Genomic DNA, 25703 nt, shown 5'->3' with positions numbered 1-25703 from the left:
CGGCATATATTTATTTCAACGACATATGCGTAGCAACGGTAATATTTTGTGGTGACGGTTTTCCGGCAATTAGCTGGAATAATAACTCGCAGCTTTGTTGACCTAACTCCTGCGTCGGAACATCGATGCCGCCTGGTGCAGGCGTTAATATAAACGACAGCGTTTCATTACTATAACCCACCACCGCTAACTGCTGCGGAATAGCAATGTTTTTCTCTGCCGCCGCACGATAAATACTCATTAATTTCAGGCTGTCAGTAGCAAACACTGCCTCAGGCAACGGTGACTGGCTTAATAATTCCCGTGCTGCTTTTAATGCTGTCTCATGGGTATAACCGCCGTCAACAATCCATTCATCACGCACTGCAATATTATGCATAGCCAGGCTTTGCCTATAACCATTTACCCGATCCACTGAAACATGAACATCAAGCGGCGCATGCAGGCATGCAATATTCTTATGCCCGCTTTCAATTAACGCATCGGTTAGTGCAATACTGTCGCCATAATTATCGGTATCGACGGAATAAACATGGCTGTATTGACCTTCAACTTTACCGATCACCACCACCGGGATCTCGTATTTGTCGAGTTGTGCAAAGAAGGATTCATCAGCAGGCGAACTTAGCATAATAATGCCTTTAATCATTTTCTGCTTAATTTTGCTTTCGCATTTTTGCAGATCTTCTGCCGGATTGTGCGACGTTTGTAATATCACGTCGAAACCTTCTTCTTCCGCTTTGGCGGTGATGGCATGCAAAACTTCAGAGAAAAACGGATTACCCGCCGTAGTTTTGGTCGAACGGGTAGAAATCACCATAATGGCATCAAAACCCGAAGAGGTCAGCGCGCGGGCCAGCTTGTTTGGTTGATACTGTAATTCTTCAATGGCCCGTAACACTTTTTCGCGCGCTTCCGGGGAGATATTGGTTTGCTTATTCAGCACGCGTGATACGGTGGATTTTGATACGCCTGCAACCCTGGCAATATCATAAATAGTAGGGGACATAGGTCAGGAACTCCGTCCGAACGTGAATGCTGCACATCTTATGGAGTTCGCCCGTCGATGACAACACGGGTAGTTGATAATCAATGGCCTGGCCCCCACATTCATATCCTTACGAACGATTTTTTTTTCTGGTCTTCAGAGCAGCACAGGACAGCAATGAAGCGACTTAAAAATGAACTCAATGCGCTGGTGAATCGGGGTGTCGACAGACATCTGCGCCTCGCTGTAACCGGACTTAGCCGCAGCGGCAAAACAGCGTTTATCACCGCGATGGTTAATCAGTTGCTCAATATTCATGCCGGAGCACGTTTGCCGCTTTTAAGTGCGGTGCGTGAAGAGCGCCTGCTGGGCGTAAAACGCATTCCCCAGCGTGACTTTGGCATTCCGCGCTTCACCTATGATGAAGGGTTGGCGCAGTTATATGGCGATCCTCCCGCCTGGCCGACGCCTACGCGCGGCGTCAGTGAAATTCGCCTGGCGTTACGTTTTAAATCGAACGATTCGCTGCTGCGCCACTTTAAGGACACCTCCACGCTGTATCTTGAGATTGTGGATTATCCCGGCGAATGGTTGCTCGACCTGCCGATGCTGGCGCAGGACTATTTAAGCTGGTCGCGCCAGATGACGGGCTTACTCAATGGTCAGCGCGGCGAATGGTCGGCGAAATGGCGAATGATGTGCGAAGGGCTGGACCCGCTAGCGCCTGCCGACGAAAACCGGCTGGCAGACATTGCCGCCGCGTGGACCGATTATCTCCATCACTGCAAACAGCAGGGGCTGCACTTTATTCAGCCAGGACGCTTTGTTTTGCCTGGCGATATGGCAGGAGCGCCCGCGCTGCAATTCTTCCCATGGCCAGATGTCGATGCCTGGGGCGAGTCCAAACTGGCGCAGGCCGATAAGCACACCAATGCCGGAATGTTGCGCGAGCGGTTTAATTATTACTGCGAGAAAGTGGTGAAGGGGTTCTATAAGAATCATTTTCTGCGCTTTGACCGCCAGATTGTGTTGGTGGATTGCCTGCAACCGCTCAACAGTGGACCACAGGCATTTAATGATATGCGTCTGGCGCTGACGCAGCTGATGCAAAGTTTCCACTACGGGCAGCGTACCCTGTTCCGGCGTTTGTTTTCGCCGGTTATCGATAAGCTATTGTTTGCTGCCACTAAAGCGGACCATGTGACCATCGATCAGCACGCCAATATGGTTTCATTGCTGCAACAACTGATTCAGGATGCCTGGCAAAATGCGGCGTTCGAAGGGATCAGTATGGACTGTCTGGGGCTGGCGTCTGTTCAGGCGACCACCAGCGGAATTATTGATGTTAACGGTGAGAAAATCCCGGCGCTGCGCGGTAATCGACTCAGCGATGGCGCACCGCTCACTGTTTATCCTGGCGAAGTTCCCGCACGTTTGCCAGGTCAGGCGTTCTGGGATAAGCAAGGCTTCCAGTTTGAGGCGTTTCGTCCGCAGGTGATGGATGTCGACAAACCGCTACCGCATATTCGTCTTGATGCTGCGCTGGAATTTTTAATAGGAGATAAATTGCGATGACCGAACCGTTAAAACCACGTATTGATTTCGACGGTCCACTGGAGGTCGATCAGAATCCAAAATTCAGGGCGCAGCAGACCTTTGACGAAAATCAGGCGCAAAATTTTGCCCCAGCCACGCTCGATGAAGCGCAGGAAGAAGAGGGGCAAGTTGAAGCGGTAATGGATGCAGCGTTACGTCCGAAACGCAGCCTGTGGCGCAAAATGGTGATGGGCGGGCTGGCTCTGTTTGGCGCAAGCGTTGTCGGGCAGGGCGTGCAGTGGACAATGAACGCCTGGCAAACCCAGGACTGGGTGGCGCTGGGTGGATGTGCCGCTGGGGCATTGATTATCGGCGCTGGCGTGGGTTCTGTGGTAACAGAGTGGCGGCGCTTATGGCGCTTGCGACAGCGCGCCCATGAACGCGACGAAGCGCGCGATTTGTTGCACAGTCACGGCACGGGTAAAGGCCGTGCATTCTGCGAAAAACTGGCGCAGCAGGCGGGTATTGATCAGTCACATCCGGCGCTGCAGCGCTGGTATGCCTCAATCCATGAAACGCAGAACGATCGTGAAGTGGTCAGCCTGTATGCTCACTTGGTCCAGCCAGTTTTAGATGCCCAGGCGCGGCGCGAAATCAGCCGCTCAGCGGCGGAATCAACGTTAATGATTGCCGTTAGCCCACTGGCGCTGGTGGATATGGCGTTTATCGCCTGGCGCAATCTGCGTTTGATTAATCGCATCGCCACGCTGTATGGCATTGAACTGGGATATTACAGCCGTTTGCGCCTGTTTAAGCTGGTATTGCTGAATATCGCTTTCGCCGGAGCCAGCGAACTGGTGCGCGAAGTGGGGATGGACTGGATGTCGCAAGATCTCGCTGCGCGTTTGTCTACCCGCGCAGCTCAGGGGATTGGTGCTGGACTTCTGACGGCACGACTGGGGATTAAAGCTATGGAGCTTTGCCGCCCGCTGCCGTGGATTGACGATGACAAACCTCGCCTCGGGGATTTCCGTCGTCAGCTTATCGGTCAGGTGAAAGAAACTCTGCAAAAAGGCAAAACGCCCAGCGAAAAATAATGCAATATCGGGTGCTGACCGGATATCTTTACGCCGAAGTGCCCGTTTTTCCGTCTTTGTGTCAATGATTGTTGACAGAAACCTTCCTGCTATTCAAATAGTGTCATATCATCATATTAATTGTTCTTTTTTCAGGTGAAGGTTCCCATGCGTCTGGAAGTCTTTTGTGAAGACCGACTCGGTCTGACCCGCGAATTACTCGATCTACTCGTGCTAAGAGGCATTGATTTACGCGGTATTGAGATTGATCCCATTGGGCGAATCTACCTCAATTTTGCTGAACTGGAGTTTGAGAGTTTCAGCAGTCTGATGGCCGAAATACGCCGTATTGCAGGTGTTACCGATGTGCGTACTGTCCCGTGGATGCCTTCCGAACGTGAGCATCTGGCGTTGAGCGCGTTACTGGAGGCGTTGCCTGAACCTGTGCTCTCTGTCGATATGAAAAGCAAAGTGGATATGGCGAACCCGGCGAGCTGTCAGCTTTTTGGGCAAAAATTGGATCGCCTGCGCAACCATACCGCCGCGCAATTGATTAACGGCTTTAATTTTTTACGCTGGCTGGAAAGCGAACCGCAAGATTCGCATAACGAGCATGTCGTTATTAATGGGCAGAATTTCCTGATGGAGATTACGCCTGTTTATCTTCAGGATGAAAATGATCAACACGTCCTGACCGGTGCGGTGGTGATGCTGCGATCAACGATTCGTATGGGCCGTCAGTTGCAAAATGTCGCCGCCCAGGATGTCAGCGCCTTCAGTCAAATTGTCGCTGTCAGCCCGAAAATGAAGCATGTTGTCGAACAGGCGCAGAAACTGGCGATGCTAAGCGCGCCGCTGCTGATTACGGGTGATACCGGCACCGGAAAAGATCTCTTTGCGTATGCCTGTCATCAGGCAAGCCCCAGAGCGAGCAAACCTTACCTGGCGCTGAACTGTGCGTCTATACCGGAAGATGCGGTCGAGAGTGAACTGTTTGGTCATGCTCCGGAAGGGAAGAAAGGGTTCTTTGAGCAGGCGAACGGTGGTTCGGTGCTGTTGGATGAAATAGGTGAGATGTCACCACGGATGCAGGCGAAATTACTGCGTTTCCTTAATGATGGCACCTTCCGTCGGGTTGGCGAAGACCATGAGGTGCATGTCGATGTGCGGGTGATTTGTGCTACGCAGAAGAATCTGGTCGAACTGGTGCAAAAAGGCGTGTTCCGTGAAGATCTCTATTATCGTCTGAACGTGTTGACGCTCAATCTGCCGCCGCTACGTGACTGTCCGCAGGACATCATGCCGTTAACCGAGCTGTTCGTCGCCCGCTTTGCCGACGAGCAGGGCGTGCCGCGTCCGAAACTGGCCGCTGATCTGAATACTGTACTTACGCGTTATGCGTGGCCGGGAAATGTGCGGCAGTTAAAGAACGCTATCTATCGCGCACTGACACAACTGGACGGTTATGAGCTGCGTCCACAGGATATTTTGTTGCCGGATTATGACGCCGCAACGGTAGCCGTGGGCGAAGATGCGATGGAAGGTTCGCTGGACGAAATCACCAGCCGTTTTGAACGCTCGGTATTAACCCAGCTTTATCGCAATTATCCCAGCACGCGCAAACTGGCAAAACGTCTCGGCGTTTCACATACCGCGATTGCCAATAAGTTGCGGGAATATGGTCTGAGTCAGAAGAAGAACGAAGAGTAAGCGTGAATATGCCTGATGGTGCAACACCATCAGGCATATTAACTTATGCTTTCAGTACAGCCAGAGCTGCTTCGTAATCCGGCTCGGTGGTGATTTCATCCACCAGCTGGCTGAAAATCACATTGTCATTTTCATCAATAACCACAACGGCACGCGCTGCCAGACCTTTCAGTGGGCCATCAGCAATTGCCACACCGTAGGCTTGCAGGAATTCAGCGTTACGGAAAGTGGAGAGGGTGATAACGTTGTTCAGACCTTCTGCGCCGCAGAAACGAGACTGGGCGAACGGCAGATCGGCAGAGATACACAGCACAACGGTGTTGTCGATCTCGGTTGCCAGTTGGTTAAACTTACGTACTGATGCGGCGCAAACACCGGTATCAATACTCGGGAAAATGTTCAGCACTTTGCGTTTACCCGCAAACTGACCGAGGGTGACGTCAGACAGATCTTTTGCCACGAGAGTAAAAGTCTGCGCTTTGCTACCCGCCTGCGGGATGGAATTGGCGACTGTAACCGGGTTGCCCTGGAAATGAACGGTTTGTGACATGATTATCTTTCCTGTTTACATATAGTTAACGTCACACCTAGTTTATGCTAACTGTCAATAACACAGCAAACGCTATTTGCGCTTAATCCGCAGACCACCGCGACAACAAGGAGTAAAGATGAGAACCGTTAAGGTATTTGAGGAGGCCTGGCCCTTACATACCCCGTTTGTGATTGCTCGGGGAAGTCGCAGTGAAGCGCGCGTGGTGGTGGTTGAACTGGAAGAAGAGGGTATTAAAGGCACCGGCGAATGCACGCCGTATCCGCGTTATGGGGAAAGTGATGCCTCGGTAATGGCGCAAATTATGAGCGTCGTGCCGCAATTAGAGAAAGGGCTGACACGGCAGGAGTTGCAAAAAATCCTCCCTGCCGGCGCAGCACGTAATGCGCTGGATTGTGCATTGTGGGATCTGGCGGCGCGAAAACAGCAGCAATCGCAGGCTGATTTGATCGGCATAACGCTTCCCGAGACAGTCACCACGGCACAGACGATAGTCATCGGTACGCCTGATCAGATGGCCAATAGTGCATCAACACTCTGGCAGGCAGGCGCGAAATTACTGAAAGTGAAGCTGGATAACCATCTTATCAGTGAGCGGATGGTGGCAATTCGCACAGCTGTGCCCGATGCGACGCTGATCGTTGATGCAAATGAATCCTGGCGTGCAGAAGGGTTGGCGGCGCGTTGCCAGCTATTGGCAGATTTAGGCGTTGCGATGCTTGAACAACCGCTTCCTGCGCAGGACGATGCGGCGCTGGAGAATTTTATTCATCCGTTACCGATTTGTGCTGATGAAAGTTGTCATACTCGTAGCAATCTGAAGGCGCTGAAAGGGCGCTATGAGATGGTTAACATTAAGCTTGATAAAACCGGTGGTCTGACGGAAGCGCTGGCGCTGGCGACTGAAGCGCGTGCACAAGGTTTTCGTCTGATGCTGGGCTGCATGTTGTGTACCTCTCGTGCCATTAGCGCCGCTTTACCGCTGGTGCCGCAGGTCAGTTTCGCCGATCTTGACGGACCGACCTGGCTGGCGGTAGATGTGGAACCGGCGCTTCAGTTCACGACGGGCGAATTGCATCTTTAGGATGCCAGCGCAGCAAGTTTGCCATCGCAAAGAGATATTTTTCGCTGGCTTCGTCGGAGGAGATGGGTGGAAACTCTGCGGTGATGCAATGCAAGTTGAGATCTGCACACCAACTGCCGAAAGAGCCAGGCGTTTCATAACCGACGCTGGTTACCAGAGGCAATTCAAACGCCTGGGCCAGCCATTCACCTAATTCGCTGTGTCTGGGATCTTCAATACAGGCCAGCGGATCGTGGAATGAGACCACCCAGGCAGGTTGAATGCGGTGTATAAGCTGGCACAGCGCCTGGGTTTCAGGTTCGGAGCCAGGTTTGTCACCTGTCAGTAAAACGACATCACGTTCTTCAGCGGCGCGGTTCCAGCGATAAACTGTTTCACCTTCCTTCCAGTTCGCTGCCGGAAAGTTTCGGTTTAAATCCACACCATTAGCATTGGCCCGTAACCCTAACTGGCAGCCGTCAGGATTCACACACAGCACCACATGATGGCGGCGCAAAGAAGGTGTCAAAGTCCGCAGAGCACAGGAGAGCGTGACGATCGAAGAGTTTTCATCACCGTGAGTGCCAGCCAGAATCAAACCACTTTCGTGACTGGTTGCAGGGGTCGGAAACCAGATTAACGGCGCGCCCAATAATGAACGTCCGTAATGTTCTGTTCCGGGCGGAAATGCGCCGCGTTCGGCGCGTGGGCGAGTTACGGTCATGATCGTCTCTGGTTCAGGAAGTATTACAGGCAGTGTTGTGCAAATTTTGCGGATTATCAAATCCTTTTCTTCAACGCTATGTCATCGATCTTGTATCACTTTTTTGCCGGAAGTTGTTTGTATTTTCATTGATGTGCAGATATTAGAATTGTCGTAATGTTATATACATGGCGTATTTTATTCTTACTGGTTCTACACATGTTAATCGCATCTGATTGATCAGTTCACCTTAATAAGTTTAATAAATCGTACTGCACATAGTACAGTACGATGGTAGCTATATAATTGATTTACATGAAGAAGGGTTTATCACCATCAGTCCCGGGTTGATTGATGCCTATATTCTCACCAATGTGTTTCTCAGGTTTATCGATGATATCTGTGATTAATGCTGCGACACTCTTACGTGATACGATCGTACCTTTGAATGGTTCATTGCGTGAGGTAAGCTCATAATCAATAATATCTTCATCAGTCAGCCAGGCAGGGCGAAGAATTGTATATTCCAGTCCAGAAGCCTCAATTGCATTCGCAGCCCTGCGGAATGGTTTTAGGGGTTCACCAATAACTGCATTATTCCATTCGCCAAATTTTCCTGGAACTTCATCATAAATACCGAGGGAAAGAACAAAGATCAGACGTTTAACATCACAGGCTTTCATCGCAGCGATCACTGAATTTGCCTGAATATCTAAATCTTCCCCCGTAAGGTTGGCATACACAACATCCTGTCCCTGCATGGCTTGCTTCAGTGCTGCATGATTCAGTACATCCCCCATAATAATCTTGCTATTAGTGGGATAGGGTTTGTGGATTTTTGCTGGCTGACGGGCAAATAAAGTTTGTTTAATGGTTTGTTTATCTGCCAGTTGATTAATCACATGGCGGGCTATCTGACCGCCAGCACCAAGAATCAGTACATTTTTCATGAAACTTTTCCCAGATTATTGGCAGCAATATGCCAGGCCATATCACTATTACGGATTTGAATATGTTTCATTACAGAGTTTCCTCAAAGAACGGAGCTAATACTGAAATTGCTTCAGCCACATAGACTTTGCCATCATAAAGATCCATATGGTTTGCGCCTTCAACAATGTGATAGCGTTTATCCTGGCTTGATGCTCGATCGTACAGGTCGTCACTCATCCATTTGCTCCCAGCCTGGCTGCCCGCCACAATCTGTATCGGCTGAGTCAGGTACACTTCCGCCATATGGTAAGCATCATAGGTAATAATCTGGTTAAGGCTGCGCAAAGTAGCGTAACCCGGTGCTGTTGGATACTGCGCGCGAGGGGTGTGGTAATATTCCCAGGCCTGACGCAGTTCTTCGTTCGGCGCATCGGACTCCTTCATTGGTGCCAGTGGCATAGTGGCGTATTCTCCGCTGCTAATATCGCTGGTTCGGGCGTTTGAACCCGCGTCAACGTATGGTAGGGCATCAATAGATTTCACATTGTTTTCCCAACCATTACGGAACATCGAACCAATATTGACCGCACTAACAGTACCGATGGCCTTGATGCGGCGATCCTGAATTGCAGCATTGGCTGTATATCCTGCACCGGCACAAATTCCCATCGCACCAATTCGGGTATTGTCGACATAAGAAAGCGTTGTCAGGTAATCAATCACGGCACTGACGTCTTCAGTACGAATGTATGGGTTTTCTAACTGACGCGGCTCGCCGCCGCTTTCACCTTGATAAGATGCGTCATAAGCAATAGTGACAAATCCCTTTTCCGCCAGTTTTTCGGCATAGGTTCCGACCGTTTGCTCTTTAACGCCCCCACCTGGGTGAGATACCACAATTGCCGGATACTGACGGGTTTCATCAAATTTTGGAGGGAAATAGATCACTGCAGACAAAGAGATGGTTGGATTATTGCTGTTAGTGAAGCTGACTTTATTATTCATCATTCCGTTCCTCATGGAGTTGTCGGTTCGTTTTAACGGTTGGTGATATCACTATAGATATTGATCATTAAGTTGATTAGACCCAAAATCATGATTAGACCTATCATTTAAATGATTAATAGATTGTATGGAGATACTGAATGAAGCGTGAAGAAATCGCTGATCTGATGGCGTTTGTCGTTGTTGCAGAGGAGCGTAGCTTCACTCGCGCAGCAGCCCGCCTGAGCATGGCGCAGTCAGCTTTAAGCCAGATAGTGCGCCGTATAGAAGAACGATTGGGATTGCGGCTTCTGACGCGAACCACGCGCAGCGTTGTACCCACTGAAGCGGGCGAGCATCTTTTGTCTGTTCTTGGCCCTATGTTGCATGACATAGATTCTGCCCTGACATCCCTGAGCGATCTGCAGAACCGCCCATCCGGGACAATACGTATTACTACTGTAGAACATGCAGCAAAAACGATATTGTTACCAGCTATGCGCACATTCCTGAAATCGCATCCTGAAATTGATATTCAGCTTACCATTGATTATGGTTTGACCGATGTCGTTTCTGAACGTTTTGATGCAGGCGTCCGTCTGGGTGGGGAGATGGATAAAGATATGATCGCCATTCGAATCGGGCCAGACATACCAATGGCTATTGTTGGCTCACCGGATTATTTTTCTCGTCGAAGTGCTCCAACGTCAGTGTCACAATTAATAGATCATCAGGCAATTAATTTGTATCTTCCCACATCGGGTACAGCAAATCGCTGGAGATTAATACGCGGTGGACGTGAAGTTCGTGTTCGCATGGAAGGTCAGCTTTTACTGAATACGATAGACCTGATCATTGATGCTGCAATTGATGGGCATGGATTGGCGTATCTACCTTATGATCAGGTTGAGCGGGCTATTAAAGAAAAAAAACTGATACGTGTTTTGGATAAATTCACACCAGATTTACCCGGTTATCACCTGTACTATCCACACCGTCGACATGCTGGCTCGGCATTCTCATTATTTATAGATAGGCTGAAGTATAAAGGTGCTGTTTAGCACTACTTGCTGATACATTAATTTAATTCTTCTCTTAACGTATTCTCAGTTCCTTTCAACGTTTTGGTTATTTTTTATTCTTCGCACAATGGCGACAGATGCTGATTATGATACCGAAAACGGGTTTGAATGTGCGAAGCCCGAACGTAGTGTTCGGAGTTCTATGTGCTTTACCGCATTTTGGAGACTATTATTTACACTAAATCTGATTTGATATATTGATACTTAAAACATTTGATGCTTCCTTTGTCACTTTTTTGATGGAAGTTGTTTGCATTTCTTTAAAGCGAAACAAATAATTACGCATCAATTTTAATGTCGGTTAGAGGGAAACTTATGAAGCACTCTGTTTCAGTCACGTGTTGTGCGCTGTTGGTCAGCAGCATTTCTCTTTCGTATGCTGCTGAAGTTCCGAGCGGCACAGTACTGGCAGAGAAGCAGGAGCTGGTGCGCCACATTAAAGATGAGCCAGCGTCGCTGGATCCCGCTAAAGCCGTGGGCCTGCCGGAGATTCAGGTCATTCGCGATCTGTTTGAAGGACTGGTGAATCAGAACGAGAAAGGGGAGATTGTCCCCGGCGTTGCGACTCAGTGGAAAAGTAATGACAACCGTATCTGGACTTTTACCCTGCGCGATAACGCAAAATGGGCGGATGGCACACCGGTAACGGCGCAAGATTTTGTCTACAGCTGGCAACGTCTGGTGGACCCGAAAACGCTATCGCCATTTGCATGGTTTGCCGCGCTGGCGGGAATCAACAACGCACAGGCGATTATTGATGGTAAAGCCGCGCCTGACCAGCTTGGCGTCACCGCAGTTGATGCCCATACTTTGAAAATCCAGCTTGATAAACCATTGCCGTGGTTTGTGAATTTAACCGCTAACTTTGCCTTCTTCCCGGTGCAAAAAGCCAACGTAGAAAGCAGTAAAGAGTGGACGAAACCCGGAAATCTGATCGGCAATGGCGCTTATGTTCTTAAAGAGCGCGTAGTCAATGAAAAACTGGTCGTAGTGCCGAATACCCATTATTGGGATAACGCCAAAACGGTACTGCAAAAAGTGACCTTCCTGCCAATTAATCAGGAATCCGCAGCCACTAAGCGTTATCTCGCGGGGGATATTGATATCACCGAATCCTTCCCGAAAAATATGTATCAGAAGTTGTTGAAGGATATTCCGGGGCAGGTTTATACGCCGCCGCAGCTCGGGACCTATTATTATGCGTTTAACACGCAAAAAGGGCCGACGGCAGATCAGCGCGTTCGCCTGGCATTAAGTATGACGATAGATCGCCGCCTGATGACCGAAAAAGTGTTGGGGACGGGCGAAAAGCCAGCGTGGCATTTTACACCAGATGTTACCGCGGGATTTACGCCGGAACCTTCGCCGTTTGAACAAATGAGTCAGGAAGAACTGAATGCGCAGGCAAAAACTTTGTTGAGCGCAGCTGGTTATGGTCCGCAAAAACCGCTGAAGTTGACGCTTTTGTATAACACTTCAGAAAACCATCAAAAAATTGCGATTGCTGTAGCATCGATGTGGAAAAAGAACCTGGGCGTAGATGTTAAATTGCAAAACCAGGAATGGAAAACCTATATCGATAGCCGTAATACCGGCAATTTTGATGTTATCCGCGCCTCGTGGGTAGGGGATTATAATGAACCCTCCACTTTCCTGACATTATTAACGTCAACGCATTCCGGGAATATTTCACGCTTTAACAATCCGGCATATGACAAAGTTCTGGCCCAGGCATCGACGGAAAATACCGTTAAAGCGCGTAATGCCGATTACAACGCGGCAGAAAAAATCCTCATGGAGCAAGCACCGATTGCACCAATTTATCAATATACCAATGGACGATTAATCAAGCCGTGGCTGAAAGGTTATCCCATTAATAACCCTGAAGATGTGGCGTACAGTCGGACTATGTATATTGTGAAGCATTAATGTGATGGGAACTGGCGTTACCCTTGTGGATAACGCCAGTGATGTCTGATTTAGCGACCCTGGTCCGGCGGTGTAATGTTATCCATATACAGCGTCTGGCTGGGGAAGGCAAAGTCCGCGCCGTGTGACTGTACAATATCGATAATCTTCAAATAAACGTCTTGCTGTGCGGCAAGCCACTCAGCCCATACCGTGGTTTTGGTAAAGCAATAAACCATAATATTTAATGACGAATCAGCAAACTGGTTGAAATAAACCAGTAAGGTTTGTCGCTGGTCGATGGCCGGGTGATTTTTCAGCATCTCACGTACGGCTTCGACAATAACGCCCACTTTTGCCGCATCCTCATAACGTAAACCAATGGTCGTGGTAATGCGCCGGTTGGTCATTCGTCCAGGATTTTCTACGCTGATCGACGAAAACAGCGAGTTCGGTACGTACAATGGACGATTATCAAAGGTCTTAATTTTGGTAATTCGCCAGCCAATTTCCGTTACTGTACCTTCGATATTTCTGTCCGGTGAACGGATCCAGTCGCCAATACTGAAAGGACGGTCGAAATAGAGCATAATCCCGGAAAAGAAGTTACTCAGAATATCTTTACCGGCCATACCGACAGCCAGACCACCAATACCACCAAAGGTCAACAAGCCAGAAAGGCTCATGCCGAAATGTTCGCCATAAAGCAGAACAAGCACCACAATAATGGTGATTTTGATAATGCGCGACATGATCCGCGCACTGGTGATATCGCGACCTTTTTTAATCTGCTGTTTTTCAAACTGATTAATCAGCAGAAATAGCTTAATCGTCAGAATAACCGCAATCAGGGACGTACAGATAAAATCGATAACGCCTGGGGTGATAAATTTGAGTTTATAGTTTTCTATAACATAGTTAATGATGCTACCAACAGCACTAATAATTATGGTGTAGATTAAAAATTGCACCGCATGGAATAAAAATCCTTTTCTTTTACGATTTCCACGGCGAAACCAAAAGCTCATCAGAATCAATGCTGCGCAGCTACCGAAAATAATGACCAGATTAAGCGCATTATTTGTAAACAGTTCAGCGATCATTGTTTTATCAGGCTCCTCCAGATAATTGTCGTCATGCCGGAAACCCCTGGCGGGACTATTTTACCGCGACAATTCATTCAGATCATCAATAGTCAGGGAAGGAAGTAGCAACATTAGCTAACTAATCAATGCGTTGATTGTAAATCCAGCTAAGAGGTGAGATTTTCAGAGCAGACAACGGTGAAATGTCATGGTATTGTTACGTTTAGGTAACAAGAAATTTATCTGCACAAGGATTACATCATGATTATGGCGAAACTGAAGTCAGCGAAAGGGAAGAAATTTCTCTTTGGTTTGTTGGCGGTTTTCATTATTGCGGCGTCGGTTGTGACTCGCGCGACCATCGGCGGCGTTATAGAACAGTACAATATTCCGCTGTCTGAGTGGACGACATCAATGTATGTGATTCAGTCATCGATGATTTTTGTTTATAGCCTGGTCTTTACTGTGTTGCTGGCAATCCCGTTGGGAATTTATTTCCTTGGCGGCGAAGAGCAGTAAGTAAAAAATAGGCCCGATAACTCGGGCCTTGTCAGTTATTGAAGAGTCGTTAATCGTCTTCTTCGTCATCCAGTTCAACGGGTGTCTGATACTGGTCAGGTTTAATGACCAGCAGGTCGCAGCGAAGATGATCAATCACCTGTTCCGCCGTGTTGCCAAGGAATGCTGCTGAAATACCGGTGCGTCCGACCGTGCCCAGAACCACAATCCCCGCCTGTAAGTGCTCCGCCAAATCAGGAATCACCTCTTCGGGCAGACCTTTTTCTACGTGCGTCATGTTTTCATTAATGCCGAATTTCTGCCGCAGAGCTTTCATTGCCAGCAAATGTTGCCCACGAATGGCATCGTTATAAACGCTCGGGTCAAATTCCGGCAGTTCAATCGCGATATTAATTGGCGTTACCGGATAAGCGCCAACCAGATGAACTTCGGTATGGTTGACTTGTTCTGCCAGTTCGATCGTCTCTTTGACCAGTTTTTCATTGAGCGCATTATGGTACGGCTCTTCACTGGCGAGATTCACCGCCACCAGCGCCTTACCCCCTTCCGGCCACGGCTGGTCTTTCACCATCCACACCGGGCTTGGGCATTTGCGTAACAGATGCCAGTCCGTTGGCGTAAAAATCACCGCTTCCAGACGGTCATGTTGGTGCGCCATTTTTAGCACCAAATCGTGCCCGCCGCTGATCACTTCCTGAATGATGGCTTCGAAAGGACGGTTATGCCAGACCACTTTAATTTCAATGGGAACGCCAGCATTGAGATAATATTTTGCCTGCTCGTGGATCCAGGCTGTACGCTGGCTGATGACGCCCTGACGCATAGCGGTACGTTCGTCCGGAGAGAGCAGGGTGGTCATTTCGTATGAGAAGTCATAGATCGGCAAAAAGGCTTTAATTTTGCCACCAATCCGTTGATGTAAATAAACAGCTCGCCGCAATGCTGGTTGGTCGTCCTGGTTAGGATCGATAACAACGAGCATGTTCTGATACATAGCCATACAGGGTCTCCTTACAACAACTGTCAACGCAGTTTGTAATTAAAAGATTAACCCATATCTGGTGAATGAAACAGTGATGAACCTTCTGTCAGATCAATAAATCAGAAAAATTTAATGATATGACAGAAGGATAGTGAGTTATGCGGAAGAATCAGGCAACGTTACGCGTATGACCAGCAAGCTGGGCCAGCGCATCGTTATTTTCGATAGTGATGTATTTACCTTTGACTGCCAGCATACCGCTTTTCTGGAAGCGACCCAGCAGACGGCTGATGGTTTCAACCGTCAGGCCCAGATAGTTACCGATATCACCACGAGTCATCGTCAGGCGGAATTCACGAGGGGAGAAGCCGCGTTGGGCAAAACGACGGGACAGGTTGTAGATGAATGCAGCCAGACGTTCCTCGGCATTTTTCTTCGACAACAGCAGGATCATGTCCTGATCGCCTTTGATTTCACCGCTCATCAGACGCATCATCTGCTGACGCAGATTCGGCATTTTACCAGACAAATCGTCCAGCGTTTCGAACGGGATTTCACATACCATCGAGGTTTCCAGCGCCTGCGCGAAACTCGGGTGATGACCGCTGCCGATGGCATCAAATCCCACCAGATCGCCTGCTAAATGGAAACCAGTGATTTGCTCGTCGCCTTGCTCAGTGATGGTATAACTTTTAATCGTACCGGAGCGGATGGCATAAAGCGATTTTAGTTCATCTCCAGCCTTAAACAGCGTCTGGCCTTTCTGAATAGGCTTCTTCCGCTCAATGATATTATCAAGCTGATCAAGCTCATGTTCGTTGAGTGTGAACGGGATGCAAAGCTGGCTGATGCTGCAATCCTGGCAATGGATAGCACAACCGCCAGACTGAATGCGCCGTATAATTCGCTTTTCCGGGATCATAGGTCTGCTCAAGCCGTAATTGATATTTGTCAATTTTAACATCTTTTTAGGGAGCAAGTAAGTCTAAGCAAACCTTAACAGCAGAGAATTCCGATATTAGATGTAAATATATGTCTATCTATTTGAAAACCCTTAAGTTGTTAAGGGTGACTTTACATAAAAGTGTGAACAAGCTGGCACAAATTGTTTAATGTTTACAGCAAAAGATAACCTTCGTGGCGCAATAACCACTCTTTTCGCTGAACTCCGCCTGCATATCCGGTCATGGTGCCGTTTCGGCCAATAACCCGATGGCAAGGTACGACGATGCTGATGGGATTCGATCCGTTTGCCGCACCAACGGCACGCGCCGCGCCAGGGCGGCCTAATTGTTCAGCCAGTTGGCCATAATGCATTACCTGCCCGCAGGGGATAGTGCGCAGTGTTTTCCAGACTTCGCGCTGAAATGGCGTCCCCCCCGTGGCAGTGGGAAGCGTATCAATAATGCTAAGATTACCGGCAAAATATTCACGAAGCTTGTCGCTTAAACCACCTGGGTTGGTGGCAGAAATGCGCTCATAGCTTTCTTTGCGATAATGGATGTCCAGCAGCTGCACCATGCGTTCGCTGTACTCTTCCCATTCAACCGCCCGCAGGCGAAATTGCTCATCGCAAATCACCCACAGTGGACCCAGTGGCGTGGCAATTTTTTCTTCAAGTAATCTCAGCATCTGTTCTCTCTTAAGACAAACGTGGGTAAATACCCGGACCTATCGGCAAGCCAACAAGATACCACGCCAGCAACATCAGCAGCCATACCACCGAAAAGATTAATACTAACAAAAAGTAAGTACCAGGTTTAGCGTCTGGTTTGTCGAAGTATTTAAGCATAAAGCGATTTTTTGATTTTTCTGCCTGAAGAAATGAGGGCAAGCCATCAAATTCCAGTCAGCGAAATTTTACCGTAGGCTATCCGTTATTTGATTCTGTGGCGTGATAGCCGCCAGACACCACTGATCTCGTCACTCATTCCCCAATCCCGGCGAGAATGTGGTTATTTACAGAGCTAAAAAATGAATAAAAAAATAGAGCCTGTCGACATCCACCAGACTCTACAGTACACACAGCAGTGCATCCTCGTCTTAAATCCGGCCTGGGGTCCTGGTGACCGGTGACAGTGTTATAACGGTTTTACCCATCCGTTGCCAATTTTCTTCAGTGACAGATTTCACGAAAATATAAGTTAAATCATTTGTCTTGTGATTGCATAATCATGCATCGTTAATCGACGAGTAAATTTACCGGGTGAGTAGCCCGTTCGACGCTTAAACATATTGCCGAACGATTCAGCTGAGGCATAGCCCAGACGATGGGCAATTTTGGTCAACGAATATCCATCATCAAGAAGCGTCACTGCAGAAATAACGTGCATTTGCTGAACCCAGTGGCGAAATGTTAATCCCGTCTCTTTAACAAATAAGCGCATGAGTGTACGGCTACTGACGTTAATTTTATCCGCTAGATTATCCAGTGTTGGCAGATACCCTTGGTTGTTTAGCAAATTCTCACAAAGCTGCTGTAGCCGCTCATCATTTGGCCAAGGGAGTTCAAGTGACATTTTCACCCCCATTTTTATTTCCTGAAGTATCAGTGTCTCGAGGGCTGAAAAACGTAACTGTTGTTTATCTGTGGTACTTTGCGACGGTGGAAGTTGGTTAATTGCAATTAGTAATTCCCTTAACAGGGGTGAAATACCCGTCATGAAGCAAACTTTTCCCAGCGTTTCACTTTCCGCTTCTGAAACCAGTACGGTTTTTAAAAGTACGTTGCCTGTCGCAACAAACTTATGCGGCATTTGTGGGGGCAGCCAAAGCGCGCTGCTGGCATGCACTAGCCAGACGCTTTCTCCAGCCCATATACGAACGACTCCTTCAGCCGGGTAAAGCAACTGGGCATAGAGATGTTTATGCCAGGGAACTGTGCCTCCATTCAGATGTTCCGAATCCAGTCCGATAATGTGATGCCCTGGTGATGCTTTGGGTTGCAGTGTGATTGTCATTTACAGTAGGTATTTTGTCAGAAATCATCAAATAAGCCATGTTAAATTTTAAATATGACGTATGCAAGTTTCCGGATATATACGGTGTAAAGAGTGATGATAATTTCTAAAAAACAGCTTATTGGGGTGGTAGCGATCGGTATTATTTTGGCTGGCGTTGTCTTTTTTATCTGGTGGGTAAGCAAAGGAAGATTTATACAGACGACGGATGATGCTTACATTGGTGGTAATATCACCACGGTGGCAAGTAAAGTTTCTGGTTATATTTCTGCTATAGAGGTGCGCGATAATCAGAGCGTAAAAAAAGGCGATATTATCCTGCGTCTCGATGATCGGGATTATCGTGCAAATGTCGCCAGGCTTGAGGCAAAAATAAAAAGTAGCAAAGCCAATCTCGAAAGCATTCAAGCCACTATTGCGATGCAGCAGTCGATAATTCAAAGTGCCAGTGAAACATGGCAGGCAGTAAAACATGAGGAGCAAAAGCGCCTGCGAGATACTGAACGTTATGAAAAACTCGCACAATCAGCGGCAATATCGCAACAAATTATTGATAACGCCAGGTTTGACTACCAGCAGGTCGCAGCAAAGGAGCGCAAAGCCGCGAACGATTTCCTGGTGGAGAAGCAACGGCTGGCAGTTTTATCTGCTCAGGAAGAAAACGTACGTGCAAGTATCGAAGAAGTTCAGGCCGCTTTGACTCAGGCACTACTGGATCTGGAATATACCCTTGTTCGTGCGCCGATTGATGGCATTGTCGCAAACCGCAGCGCCCATACAGGCAGTTGGGTGGAAGGCGGCACATCGTTAGTTTCACTAGTACCAGTCAGTGAGTTGTGGGTTGATGCAAATTATAAAGAAAACCAAATAGCGGGAATGAAGCCAGGAATGAAGGCTGAGATCCGTGCTGATATTCTCAAAGGGGAAGTGTTTCACGGTCACATTGAAAGCCTTTCCCCAGCGACAGGAGCCAGTTTCAGCTTGATATTCAAATTGTATCGTCATCCCTAAATGAAATAGGTGGTGGTCTGTCCGCAGGTAAAGACGAAATGGCCTGGCTTCAGACCAGCTATTTAATTGCCGAGATTATTGTTATTCCGCTCTCTGGGTGGCTGTCACGGGTATTTTCCACTCGTTGGCTTTTTACTCTATCCGCGGGAATATTTACTTTAATGAGTATCGCTTGTGGACTTGCATGGAATATTCAGATCATGATTTTTTTTCGTGCTTTACAGGGAGTTGCTGGCGCATCCATGATCCCTTTAGTTTTCACGACGGCGTTTATTTATTACCAGGGTAAAGAGTTGGGGTTGGCTGCTGCGGTAGTCAGTGCGCTGGCCTCACTGTCACCGACGCTAGGGCCAACTCTGGGGGGCTGGATCACTGATAACCTCGACTGGCGATGGCTATTTTATATCAATATATTACCGGGCATATATTTAGTTTTGAGTATTCCTTTTCTGGTTAATTTTGATAAACCTGATCTCTCTTTACTGAAAGTTGCTGATTATCCGAGTATTATCCTGTTGGCCATGACACTGGGATGTCTGGAATATACCCTTGAAGAAGGAGCGCGCTGGGGATGGCTGGATGATAATACTATTTTGCTGACATCAGTTCTGGCATTGGTGAGTTTTATTTTATTTGCTGCGCGTACACTTAAAATATCCAATCCGATAATGGATCTTCATGCTTTTAAGGATAAAAATTTCACACTGGGATGTTTCTTTTCTTTTTCTGGAGGGGTTGGAATATTCTCTACTGTATATTTAATACCTGTGTTTTTGGGGCAGGTTCGCGGATTAAATGCCGAAGAGATAGGTTTTGCCGTTTGCACAACAGGTATTTTCCAGTTATTTTCTGTTCCCTTTTACTTCTGGTTAAGTAAAAAAATAAATCTGCAATGGCTGTTGATGGCGGGGCTGGGCGGATTTGTGTTTTCAATGTATCTTTTTACCCCTATAACCCACGAATGGGGATGGCAGGAGTTACTGTTTCCACAGGCAATTAGAGGGATTTCGCAGCAGTTTGCGATGGCCCCCATCGTAACATTAACGCTGGGGGGAATTCCAAAAGAACGGCTGAAGTTAGCCTCTGGTGTATTTAATTTAACACGTAATCTTGGGGGCGCAATTGGTATTGCCCTGTGTGGCTCTATTCTCAATAATCGAACTAATTTTCATTTTTCGAGAATGGGTGAAAAAATGGTTTCTGTTCCCCATACGGTGAATGACTTCATTTCCAGAAGTGCTTTGTTTTTTAATCGCAGTGGAAGTGACCAGACATCGGAAATACTGGCTTCAACCAAATTATTGAGTCAATTGATGCTGAGGGAGGCGCAAACTATGGCATTTTCGGATACCTTTCTGCTAATCAGTGGTCTGTTATTTATCGCATTTTTGTTGGTTCCTGCTATGAATAAATCATCCTGATCGGAGCCTGTGCTGAATTAAACTCGGGCTAAACTGTTCGATACTGCTAACAGGCTAGTATAAAATGCCCCGCCTGCGCAGATACTCACAGGTATGAAGTAGAGTATTGTTTCAATCTGTGAAGGGAACGATGCAGTAAGTATGAACAATTAACCCGTCTGAATCACGACGTGTGAAGGTGCATAGGAGGTTACATGAACCTTGACGACAAATCGCTGTTTCTTGACGCCATGGAAGATGTCCAGCCGCTGAAACGTGCTACAGATGTCCACTGGCATCCAACGCGTAACCAACGTGCGCCGCAGCGTATCGACACGCTGCAACTTGATAATTTCCTCACCACTGGATTTCTCGACATCATCCCGCTAAGTCAGCCGCTGGAGTTTCGGCGGGAAGGGTTGCAACATGGGGTGCTGGATAAGCTGCGCAGTGGTAAATATCCGCAACAGGCGAGCCTGAATCTTTTGCGCCAGCCGGTGGAAGAGTGCCGCAAAATGATGTTCAGTTTCATTCAACAAGCCCTGGCGGATGGTTTGCGTAACGTGCTGATTATTCATGGCAAAGGACGGGATGATAAATCGCATGCCAATATTGTCCGCAGCTATGTGGCGCGCTGGCTGACCGAATTTGATGATGTTCAGGCATATTGCACCGCGCTACCGCATCATGGCGGCAGCGGGGCGTGTTACGTCGCACTACGTAAAACAGCGCAGGCGAAGCAAGAAAACTGGGAGCGCCACGCTAAGCGCAGTCGTTGATCACGAGACGCATCCGCGGCTTATGCCGCCAGCACGCGGTTGCGTCCATCATTTTTCGCTCGATACAAAGCATCATCAACGCGTTTAAACAGTTCATCGATGCTTTCATTTCCTTCGTGATGCGCCACACCAATGCTGACAGTAAAGCGTGGTAAGCCCGAAATACTCACTTTTGCCACGCTTACGCGGATAGTTTCAGCCAGCGAAAGCGCGGTATCCAGTGGGGTTCTTGGTAGCAATAAGACAAACTCTTCGCCTCCCCAACGAAACACCAAATCGCCTTTGCGAGCGCAACTTTCGAGAGTGCGGGCAAGGGCGCATAACACCTCATCACCTTTAGAATGCCCATAGAGATCGTTAATGTGTTTAAAACGATCGGTGTCGATGAGCAACAAGCTGTAATCCTGAGCGATGGCGAGGTGCTGCATTTGGCCTGGCTCGGTAATGTGATAAAACTGTCGCCGATTCAGTAATCCGGTCATCGCATCATGGTGGGCAGCATGTTCCAGCTGCTCCTCCAGCCGTTTTTGCTCAGTAATATCATGCACAATACATAACATGAGCTTGTCGCCATAAATTTCAATCGGCCCGGCATAGGTCTGCACATGACGAGTCGAACCATCCGCCAGTTTATGAACAAAATTCAAAGGTTTATGACCACCGGGTAAATGCGAGATTTCATGCATGATAGGCATGACGCGACGCCCGAGCATATTAATTTCCCAGGTATGTTTCTGGCACATCGTTTCATGGTTATAACCATAGAAATTGAGCGCGGCGAGGTTAGCATCGACGATTTGGCCATCTCGTGAGGGGTCAATCAACAACATTGGTGCAGAGTTAGTCAGAAAAAAGCGCGCATAAAAACCTTGTTTTTTGCGCTGATAATTTGCCGAGCGACTGGCTTTTAAACCCAGCGTTGCCGGTGCTTCGATACCTTCGAAAATAATCACCGGTTCTGTTTCTGTCAGCTCTCGCAAAACAAGCCGACAGCTTAATGCTGTTTCCTCTTCTTTACGCTGAACGGTGAGGATTTCGATAATATCGTGTTGATTTTGCAGATCGGAGAGGTATTTCGGCAGTTCTTTTTGTGAGGAGACGGAATAGGGACCGGTTCGTAGCTGACTAAACGTGAGGTCTTGCATCAACAGTCGCGCCGCGCTGTTGGCATAAATTAACTGTTCCTCAAAGGGCGAAACGATCCAGACAGGACTGGTGAGTAAGTCCAGGGTATTGAAGTTGTGTGTAATCATTGAGATCCCATTATTTTTATCAATTTTTGTTGCTATCCGATCGCAAAAAAGCCACGTCATATGATCAGATAATTCTGATAATGATAGACGCTATTTAACACTTCACACGGTTTGTATACGGAAAAGCATTTTGCTTTTTGTATTCAATTTAGACAGAATTTTATTAATCATTTCAGGGTAATGGGGTGATGAGATGTTGCGTAACAGGGCCAGAAGGCTAGACTACAAAATAATGCGTTGATGATGGAGGCACTGTGGAAGCGATTAAGGGATCGGACGTTAATGTCCCGGATGCAGTATTTGCCTGGATGCTGGATGGTAGAGGCGGCGTTAAACCGCTGGAAAATACAGATGTGATTGATGAAGCGCATCCCTGCTGGCTCCACCTTAATTATGTACACCATGATAGCGCCCAATGGCTGGCGACAACACCGCTGCTTCCCAATAACGTACGTGATGCGCTGGCGGGCGAGAGCACACGGCCCCGAGTCAGCCGTCTCGGTGAAGGCACGCTGATTACATTGCGCTGTATAAACGGCAGCACCGATGAACGCCCCGATCAACTGGTCGCTATGCGTGTATATATGGACGGGCGGTTAATTGTTTCGACCCGACAACGCAAAGTGCTGGCGCTGGACGATGTGGTGAGCGATCTTGAAGAGGGCACTGGTCCGACCGATTGCGGGGGGTGGCTGGTGGATGTGTGCGATGCGTTGACCGATCATTCCAGCGAATTTATCGAGCAGCTGCACGATAAAATTATCGACCTCGAAGATAATCTTCTCGATCAGCAAATTCCACCGCGTGGATTTCTGGCTCTGCTGCGCAAACAATTAATTGTGATGCGTCGCTATATGGCACCGCAACGTGATGTTTATGCTCGTCTTGCCAGTGAACGTTTGCCGTGGATGAGCGATGACCAACGCCGTCGGATGCAGGATATTGCCGATCGCCTTGGGCGCGGTCTTGACGAAATCGACGCCTGTATAGCACGGACTGGCGTGATGGCGGATGAAATCGCTCAGGTGATGCAGGAAAATTTAGCTCGTCGTACCTATACAATGTCGTTGATGGCAATGGTCTTTTTACCCAGTACGTTTCTGACAGGGTTATTTGGCGTCAACCTTGGTGGGATCCCTGGCGGCGGATGGCAATTTGGATTTTCAATTTTTTGTATTCTGTTAGTTGTTCTTATTGGTGGTGTTGCTTTATGGTTGCATCGTAGTAAATGGTTGTAACAAAAGCAATTTTTCCGGCTGTCTGTATACAAAAACGCCGTAAAGTTTGAGCGAAGTCAATAAACTCTCTACCCATTCAGGGCAATATCTCTCTTGCAGGTGAATGCAACGTCAAGCGATGGGCGTTGCGCTCCATATTGTCTTACTTCCTTTTTTGAATTACTGCATAGCACAATTGATTCGTACGACGCCGACTTTGATGAGTCGGCTTTTTTTTGCCTGTTATTTATCAGCGTCTACCCTTTAAGAGTCCACCCAATGACCGGAGGGAAATATGACGACACTTATTTATTTGCAAATTCCTGTCCCTGAACCGATTCCTGGCGATCCTGTTCCAGTACCCGATCCGATCCCTCGCCCGCAACCCATGCCTGACCCACCACCCGATGAAGAACCGATTAAATTGTCGCATCGTGAGCGTAGATCTGCGAGGATACGCGCCTGCTGACTTTGCGTCGATGACCACGAGAATAGATTGTGACCGCTTTTTCTACCCTGAATGTTTTGCCTCCCGCCCAACTCACAAACCTTAATGAGTTGGGTTATTTAACCATGACGCCGGTGCAGGCCGCCGCGCTTCCGGCGATCCTTGCCGGAAAAGATGTTCGCGTGCAGGCGAAAACCGGCAGCGGCAAAACGGCGGCTTTTGGCCTCGGCTTGTTACAGCAAATTGATGTGTCGCTATTTCAAACCCAGGCTTTAGTGCTGTGTCCTACGCGTGAACTGGCGGATCAGGTGGCAGGTGAATTGCGTCGGCTGGCGCGTTTTCTGCCAAATACCAAAATTTTGACGTTGTGCGGTGGTCAACCGTTCGGTATGCAGCGTGATTCGTTGCAACATGCGCCGCATATTATCGTGGCAACGCCGGGCCGTTTGCTGGATCACCTGCAAAAAGGCACTGTATCACTGGATGCGTTGAATACGCTGGTGATGGATGAGGCCGACCGCATGCTGGATATGGGATTTAGCGACGCCATTGATGATGTCATCTGTTTTGCGCCAGCATCTCGGCAGACACTTCTGTTTTCGGCAACCTGGCCGGAAGCCATTGCCGCAATCAGCGGAAGAGTGCAACGCGATCCTTTAGCGATTGAAATTGACTCAACAGATGCTCTGCCACCTATTGAACAACAATTTTATGAGACATCCAGCAAAGGCAAAATTCCTCTGTTGCAACGGTTATTAAGCTTGCATCAGCCATCCTCTTGCGTGGTGTTTTGCAATACCAAAAAAGATTGCCAGTCTGTCTGCGACGCGCTGAATGAAGTAGGGCAAAGTGCATTGTCGTTACACGGCGATCTGGAGCAACGCGATCGCGATCAGACCCTGGTACGTTTTGCTAACGGTAGCGCCCGTGTATTGGTCGCGACTGATGTTGCTGCGCGTGGTCTGGATATAAAATCGCTTGAGCTGGTGGTGAACTTTGAGCTGGCGTGGGACCCTGAAGTTCATGTACATCGCATCGGTCGTACAGCTCGTGCAGGAAATAGCGGTCTGGCGATCAGTTTCTGTGCCCCGGAAGAAGCACAGCGGGCCAATATCATTTCTGACATGTTGCAGATAAAACTTAACTGGCAAACGCCGCCAGCGAATAGTTCCATTGTGCCGCTGGAAGCAGAAATGGCAACGTTGTGTATCGATGGCGGGAAAAAAGCCAAAATGCGCCCGGGTGATGTATTAGGTGCGCTGACAGGAGACATCGGGCTTGATGGCGCAGATATTGGCAAAATCGCCGTGCATCCGGCGCATGTTTATGTCGCGGTGCGTCAGGCTGTTGCTCATAAAGCATGGAAACAGCTACAGGGCGGGAAGATTAAAGGAAAAACGTGCCGGGTGCGGTTATTAAAATAATGAAATGTTGAATTGCAGGGTGCAAGAGTAAACATCTTCTTCGGGATTGCCGGATGTGACGCTGGCCGCGTCTTCTCCGGCCTCCATAAGAG

The 25703-nt window shown here is 48.2% G+C and carries 23 protein-coding genes and 4 pseudogenes; 15 read left to right on the top strand and 12 right to left on the bottom strand.

The annotated features are described in order from the left end of the window. Positions 1-10 precede the first annotated feature (10 nt). Entirely contained in the window at positions 11-1009 is a 999-nt protein-coding gene (locus C4F37_RS17350) for a LacI family DNA-binding transcriptional regulator (protein WP_001538712.1), read from the bottom strand. Between the two features lie 156 nt (positions 1010-1165). Between C4F37_RS17350 and C4F37_RS17345 the strand changes: the two genes are divergently transcribed. From C4F37_RS17345 to tyrR, 3 genes are all read left to right on the top strand, one after another. Beyond that, on the top strand, positions 1166-2563 hold the full coding sequence (locus tag C4F37_RS17345; protein WP_000825763.1) for a YcjX family protein: 1398 nt from the start codon (positions 1166-1168) through the stop codon (positions 2561-2563). Beyond that, positions 2560-3621: a YcjF family protein gene (locus tag C4F37_RS17340; protein WP_000138728.1), complete on the top strand. Its 1062-nt coding sequence runs from the start codon at positions 2560-2562 to the stop codon at positions 3619-3621. Before C4F37_RS17345 ends, C4F37_RS17340 begins: the two co-directional genes overlap by 4 nt. A 147-nt stretch (positions 3622-3768) precedes the next feature. Next, positions 3769-5310: a transcriptional regulator TyrR gene (tyrR, locus tag C4F37_RS17335; protein ID WP_001296041.1), complete on the top strand. Its 1542-nt coding sequence runs from the start codon at positions 3769-3771 to the stop codon at positions 5308-5310. A gap of 43 nt (positions 5311-5353) precedes the next feature. Here tyrR and tpx read toward each other — a convergent pair whose 3' ends face one another. Beyond that, positions 5354-5860, bottom strand: a complete 507-nt coding sequence (gene tpx, locus C4F37_RS17330) for a thiol peroxidase (protein ID WP_000084387.1) — start codon at positions 5858-5860, stop codon at positions 5354-5356. 118 nt (positions 5861-5978) lie between these two features. On the opposite strand from tpx, the gene ycjG reads away from it, so the two are divergent. Beyond that, positions 5979-6944: an L-Ala-D/L-Glu epimerase gene (ycjG, locus tag C4F37_RS17325; protein ID WP_001538714.1), complete on the top strand. Its 966-nt coding sequence runs from the start codon at positions 5979-5981 to the stop codon at positions 6942-6944. On the opposite strand, the gene mpaA is transcribed toward ycjG, so the two are convergent. The 3 genes from mpaA to C4F37_RS17310 all read right to left on the bottom strand — a co-directional run bounded on the left by mpaA (position 6919) and on the right by C4F37_RS17310 (position 9567). Next, on the bottom strand, positions 6919-7647 hold the full coding sequence (gene mpaA, locus C4F37_RS17320; RefSeq protein WP_001773901.1) for a murein tripeptide amidase MpaA: 729 nt from the start codon (positions 7645-7647) through the stop codon (positions 6919-6921). The two genes, ycjG and mpaA, sit on opposite strands and share 26 nt — an antisense overlap. Before the next feature lie 290 nt (positions 7648-7937). After that, the gene (locus C4F37_RS17315) at positions 7938-8576 is read right to left on the bottom strand and encodes an SDR family oxidoreductase (protein WP_001556942.1); all 639 of its coding nucleotides are present in this window, start codon (positions 8574-8576) and stop codon (positions 7938-7940) included. Positions 8577-8646: 70 nt separating this feature from the next. Then, the gene (locus tag C4F37_RS17310; RefSeq protein WP_001538718.1) at positions 8647-9567 is read right to left on the bottom strand and encodes an alpha/beta hydrolase; all 921 of its coding nucleotides are present in this window, start codon (positions 9565-9567) and stop codon (positions 8647-8649) included. A 137-nt stretch (positions 9568-9704) separates the two neighbouring features. Between C4F37_RS17310 and pgrR the strand changes: the two genes are divergently transcribed. Continuing rightward, positions 9705-10604 carry a DNA-binding transcriptional regulator PgrR gene (pgrR, locus tag C4F37_RS17305; protein ID WP_000817700.1) on the top strand — a complete coding sequence of 300 codons (900 nt, stop codon included), beginning with the start codon at positions 9705-9707 and terminating at the stop codon, positions 10602-10604. Positions 10605-10940: 336 nt separating this feature from the next. Continuing rightward, on the top strand, positions 10941-12554 hold the full coding sequence (mppA, locus tag C4F37_RS17300; RefSeq protein ID WP_000682996.1) for a murein tripeptide ABC transporter substrate-binding protein MppA: 1614 nt from the start codon (positions 10941-10943) through the stop codon (positions 12552-12554). A gap of 50 nt (positions 12555-12604) precedes the next feature. Here the strand turns inward: mppA and ynaI are convergent, their stop codons facing one another. After that, complete coding sequence (gene ynaI, locus C4F37_RS17295) at positions 12605-13636, bottom strand: low conductance mechanosensitive channel YnaI (RefSeq protein WP_000559904.1); 1032 nt, start codon at positions 13634-13636, stop codon at positions 12605-12607. Between the two features lie 243 nt (positions 13637-13879). Here ynaI and C4F37_RS17290 point away from each other — a divergent pair, with 243 nt between their 5' ends. Then, positions 13880-14137, top strand: coding sequence for a DUF2534 family protein (locus C4F37_RS17290; protein ID WP_000605090.1), 258 nt, complete (start codon positions 13880-13882; stop codon positions 14135-14137). Between the two features lie 49 nt (positions 14138-14186). On the opposite strand, the gene uspE is transcribed toward C4F37_RS17290, so the two are convergent. The 4 genes and pseudogenes from uspE to C4F37_RS17270 all read right to left on the bottom strand — a co-directional run. Further along, on the bottom strand, positions 14187-15137 hold the full coding sequence (gene uspE / locus C4F37_RS17285) for a universal stress protein UspE (protein ID WP_001262123.1): 951 nt from the start codon (positions 15135-15137) through the stop codon (positions 14187-14189). A 151-nt stretch (positions 15138-15288) separates the two neighbouring features. Next, complete coding sequence (gene fnr / locus C4F37_RS17280; protein WP_000611911.1) at positions 15289-16041, bottom strand: fumarate/nitrate reduction transcriptional regulator Fnr; 753 nt, start codon at positions 16039-16041, stop codon at positions 15289-15291. A gap of 194 nt (positions 16042-16235) precedes the next feature. Next, positions 16236-16751 (bottom strand): methylated-DNA--[protein]-cysteine S-methyltransferase, encoded by a 516-nt coding sequence (gene ogt, locus C4F37_RS17275; protein WP_000945019.1) that lies wholly within the window; start codon positions 16749-16751, stop codon positions 16236-16238. Between the two features lie 10 nt (positions 16752-16761). After that, positions 16762-16893: pseudogene (locus tag C4F37_RS17270) on the bottom strand (hypothetical protein); the annotation flags it as partial. A 20-nt stretch (positions 16894-16913) separates the two neighbouring features. Between C4F37_RS17270 and C4F37_RS28425 the strand changes: the two are divergent. Next, positions 16914-17090 (top strand): annotated as a pseudogene (locus C4F37_RS28425) (LysR family transcriptional regulator); the annotation flags it as partial. Between the two features lie 173 nt (positions 17091-17263). On the opposite strand, the gene C4F37_RS17260 reads toward C4F37_RS28425, so the two are convergent. Continuing rightward, a complete protein-coding gene (locus C4F37_RS17260) occupies positions 17264-18079 on the bottom strand; it encodes an AraC family transcriptional regulator (RefSeq protein WP_000156569.1) in 816 nt (271 codons plus the stop codon). Between the two features lie 96 nt (positions 18080-18175). On the opposite strand from C4F37_RS17260, the pseudogene C4F37_RS17255 reads away from it, so the two are divergent. The 3 genes and pseudogenes from C4F37_RS17255 to smrA form a co-directional block, all read left to right on the top strand. Then, a pseudogene (locus C4F37_RS17255) lies at positions 18176-19066 on the top strand (HlyD family secretion protein); the annotation flags it as partial. After that, positions 19057-20452: pseudogene (locus tag C4F37_RS17250) on the top strand (DHA2 family efflux MFS transporter permease subunit); the annotation flags it as partial. The pseudogenes C4F37_RS17255 and C4F37_RS17250, both read left to right, overlap by 10 nt. Before the next feature lie 253 nt (positions 20453-20705). Beyond that, positions 20706-21269 (top strand): DNA endonuclease SmrA, encoded by a 564-nt coding sequence (smrA, locus tag C4F37_RS17245; protein WP_001046820.1) that lies wholly within the window; start codon positions 20706-20708, stop codon positions 21267-21269. 20 nt (positions 21270-21289) lie between these two features. Here smrA and dgcM read toward each other — a convergent pair whose 3' ends face one another. Further along, a complete protein-coding gene (gene dgcM / locus C4F37_RS17240) occupies positions 21290-22522 on the bottom strand; it encodes a diguanylate cyclase DgcM (protein ID WP_000628065.1) in 1233 nt (410 codons plus the stop codon). A 193-nt stretch (positions 22523-22715) separates the two neighbouring features. On the opposite strand from dgcM, the gene ydaN reads away from it, so the two are divergent. The 4 genes from ydaN to dbpA all read left to right on the top strand — a co-directional run bounded on the left by ydaN (position 22716) and on the right by dbpA (position 25611). Next, complete coding sequence (gene ydaN, locus C4F37_RS27900) at positions 22716-22763, top strand: protein YnaN (RefSeq protein WP_211180494.1); 48 nt, start codon at positions 22716-22718, stop codon at positions 22761-22763. Between the two features lie 13 nt (positions 22764-22776). After that, positions 22777-23760: a zinc transporter ZntB gene (zntB, locus tag C4F37_RS17235; RefSeq protein ID WP_000387388.1), complete on the top strand. Its 984-nt coding sequence runs from the start codon at positions 22777-22779 to the stop codon at positions 23758-23760. Positions 23761-24034: 274 nt separating this feature from the next. Further along, entirely contained in the window at positions 24035-24208 is a 174-nt protein-coding gene (ynaL, locus tag C4F37_RS28285; RefSeq protein WP_001296046.1) for a proline-rich small protein YnaL, read from the top strand. Between the two features lie 29 nt (positions 24209-24237). Continuing rightward, positions 24238-25611: an ATP-dependent RNA helicase DbpA gene (gene dbpA / locus C4F37_RS17225; RefSeq protein WP_000123774.1), complete on the top strand. Its 1374-nt coding sequence runs from the start codon at positions 24238-24240 to the stop codon at positions 25609-25611. The last annotated feature ends 92 nt before the right edge of the window (positions 25612-25703 follow it).

The organism is Escherichia sp. R1 (assembly GCF_003000935.1).
Classification (GTDB): domain Bacteria; phylum Pseudomonadota; class Gammaproteobacteria; order Enterobacterales; family Enterobacteriaceae; genus Escherichia; species Escherichia coli.
This window is presented reverse-complemented; position numbering and strand designations above follow the sequence as displayed.

Excerpts from the sequence above, each read along its gene's own strand:
- C4F37_RS17340 (WP_000138728.1), top strand. The coding sequence starts at position 2,560 with ATGACCGAACCGTTAAAACCACGTATTGATTTCGACGGTCCACTGGAG.
- dgcM (WP_000628065.1), bottom strand. The coding sequence starts at position 22,522 with ATGATTACACACAACTTCAATACCCTGGACTTACTCACCAGTCCTGTC.
- C4F37_RS17310 (WP_001538718.1), bottom strand. The coding sequence starts at position 9,567 with ATGATGAATAATAAAGTCAGCTTCACTAACAGCAATAATCCAACCATC.
- fnr (WP_000611911.1), bottom strand. The coding sequence starts at position 16,041 with ATGATCCCGGAAAAGCGAATTATACGGCGCATTCAGTCTGGCGGTTGT.
- C4F37_RS17345 (WP_000825763.1), top strand. The coding sequence starts at position 1,166 with ATGAAGCGACTTAAAAATGAACTCAATGCGCTGGTGAATCGGGGTGTC.
- smrA (WP_001046820.1), top strand. The coding sequence starts at position 20,706 with ATGAACCTTGACGACAAATCGCTGTTTCTTGACGCCATGGAAGATGTC.
- C4F37_RS17315 (WP_001556942.1), bottom strand. The coding sequence starts at position 8,576 with ATGAAAAATGTACTGATTCTTGGTGCTGGCGGTCAGATAGCCCGCCAT.
- C4F37_RS17260 (WP_000156569.1), bottom strand. The coding sequence starts at position 18,079 with ATGACAATCACACTGCAACCCAAAGCATCACCAGGGCATCACATTATC.
- uspE (WP_001262123.1), bottom strand. The coding sequence starts at position 15,137 with ATGGCTATGTATCAGAACATGCTCGTTGTTATCGATCCTAACCAGGAC.
- C4F37_RS17350 (WP_001538712.1), bottom strand. The coding sequence starts at position 1,009 with ATGTCCCCTACTATTTATGATATTGCCAGGGTTGCAGGCGTATCAAAA.
- pgrR (WP_000817700.1), top strand. The coding sequence starts at position 9,705 with ATGAAGCGTGAAGAAATCGCTGATCTGATGGCGTTTGTCGTTGTTGCA.
- ynaI (WP_000559904.1), bottom strand. The coding sequence starts at position 13,636 with ATGATCGCTGAACTGTTTACAAATAATGCGCTTAATCTGGTCATTATT.
- mpaA (WP_001773901.1), bottom strand. The coding sequence starts at position 7,647 with ATGACCGTAACTCGCCCACGCGCCGAACGCGGCGCATTTCCGCCCGGA.
- ynaL (WP_001296046.1), top strand. The coding sequence starts at position 24,035 with ATGACGACACTTATTTATTTGCAAATTCCTGTCCCTGAACCGATTCCT.
- ogt (WP_000945019.1), bottom strand. The coding sequence starts at position 16,751 with ATGCTGAGATTACTTGAAGAAAAAATTGCCACGCCACTGGGTCCACTG.
- tpx (WP_000084387.1), bottom strand. The coding sequence starts at position 5,860 with ATGTCACAAACCGTTCATTTCCAGGGCAACCCGGTTACAGTCGCCAAT.
- tyrR (WP_001296041.1), top strand. The coding sequence starts at position 3,769 with ATGCGTCTGGAAGTCTTTTGTGAAGACCGACTCGGTCTGACCCGCGAA.
- mppA (WP_000682996.1), top strand. The coding sequence starts at position 10,941 with ATGAAGCACTCTGTTTCAGTCACGTGTTGTGCGCTGTTGGTCAGCAGC.
- ycjG (WP_001538714.1), top strand. The coding sequence starts at position 5,979 with ATGAGAACCGTTAAGGTATTTGAGGAGGCCTGGCCCTTACATACCCCG.
- C4F37_RS17290 (WP_000605090.1), top strand. The coding sequence starts at position 13,880 with ATGATTATGGCGAAACTGAAGTCAGCGAAAGGGAAGAAATTTCTCTTT.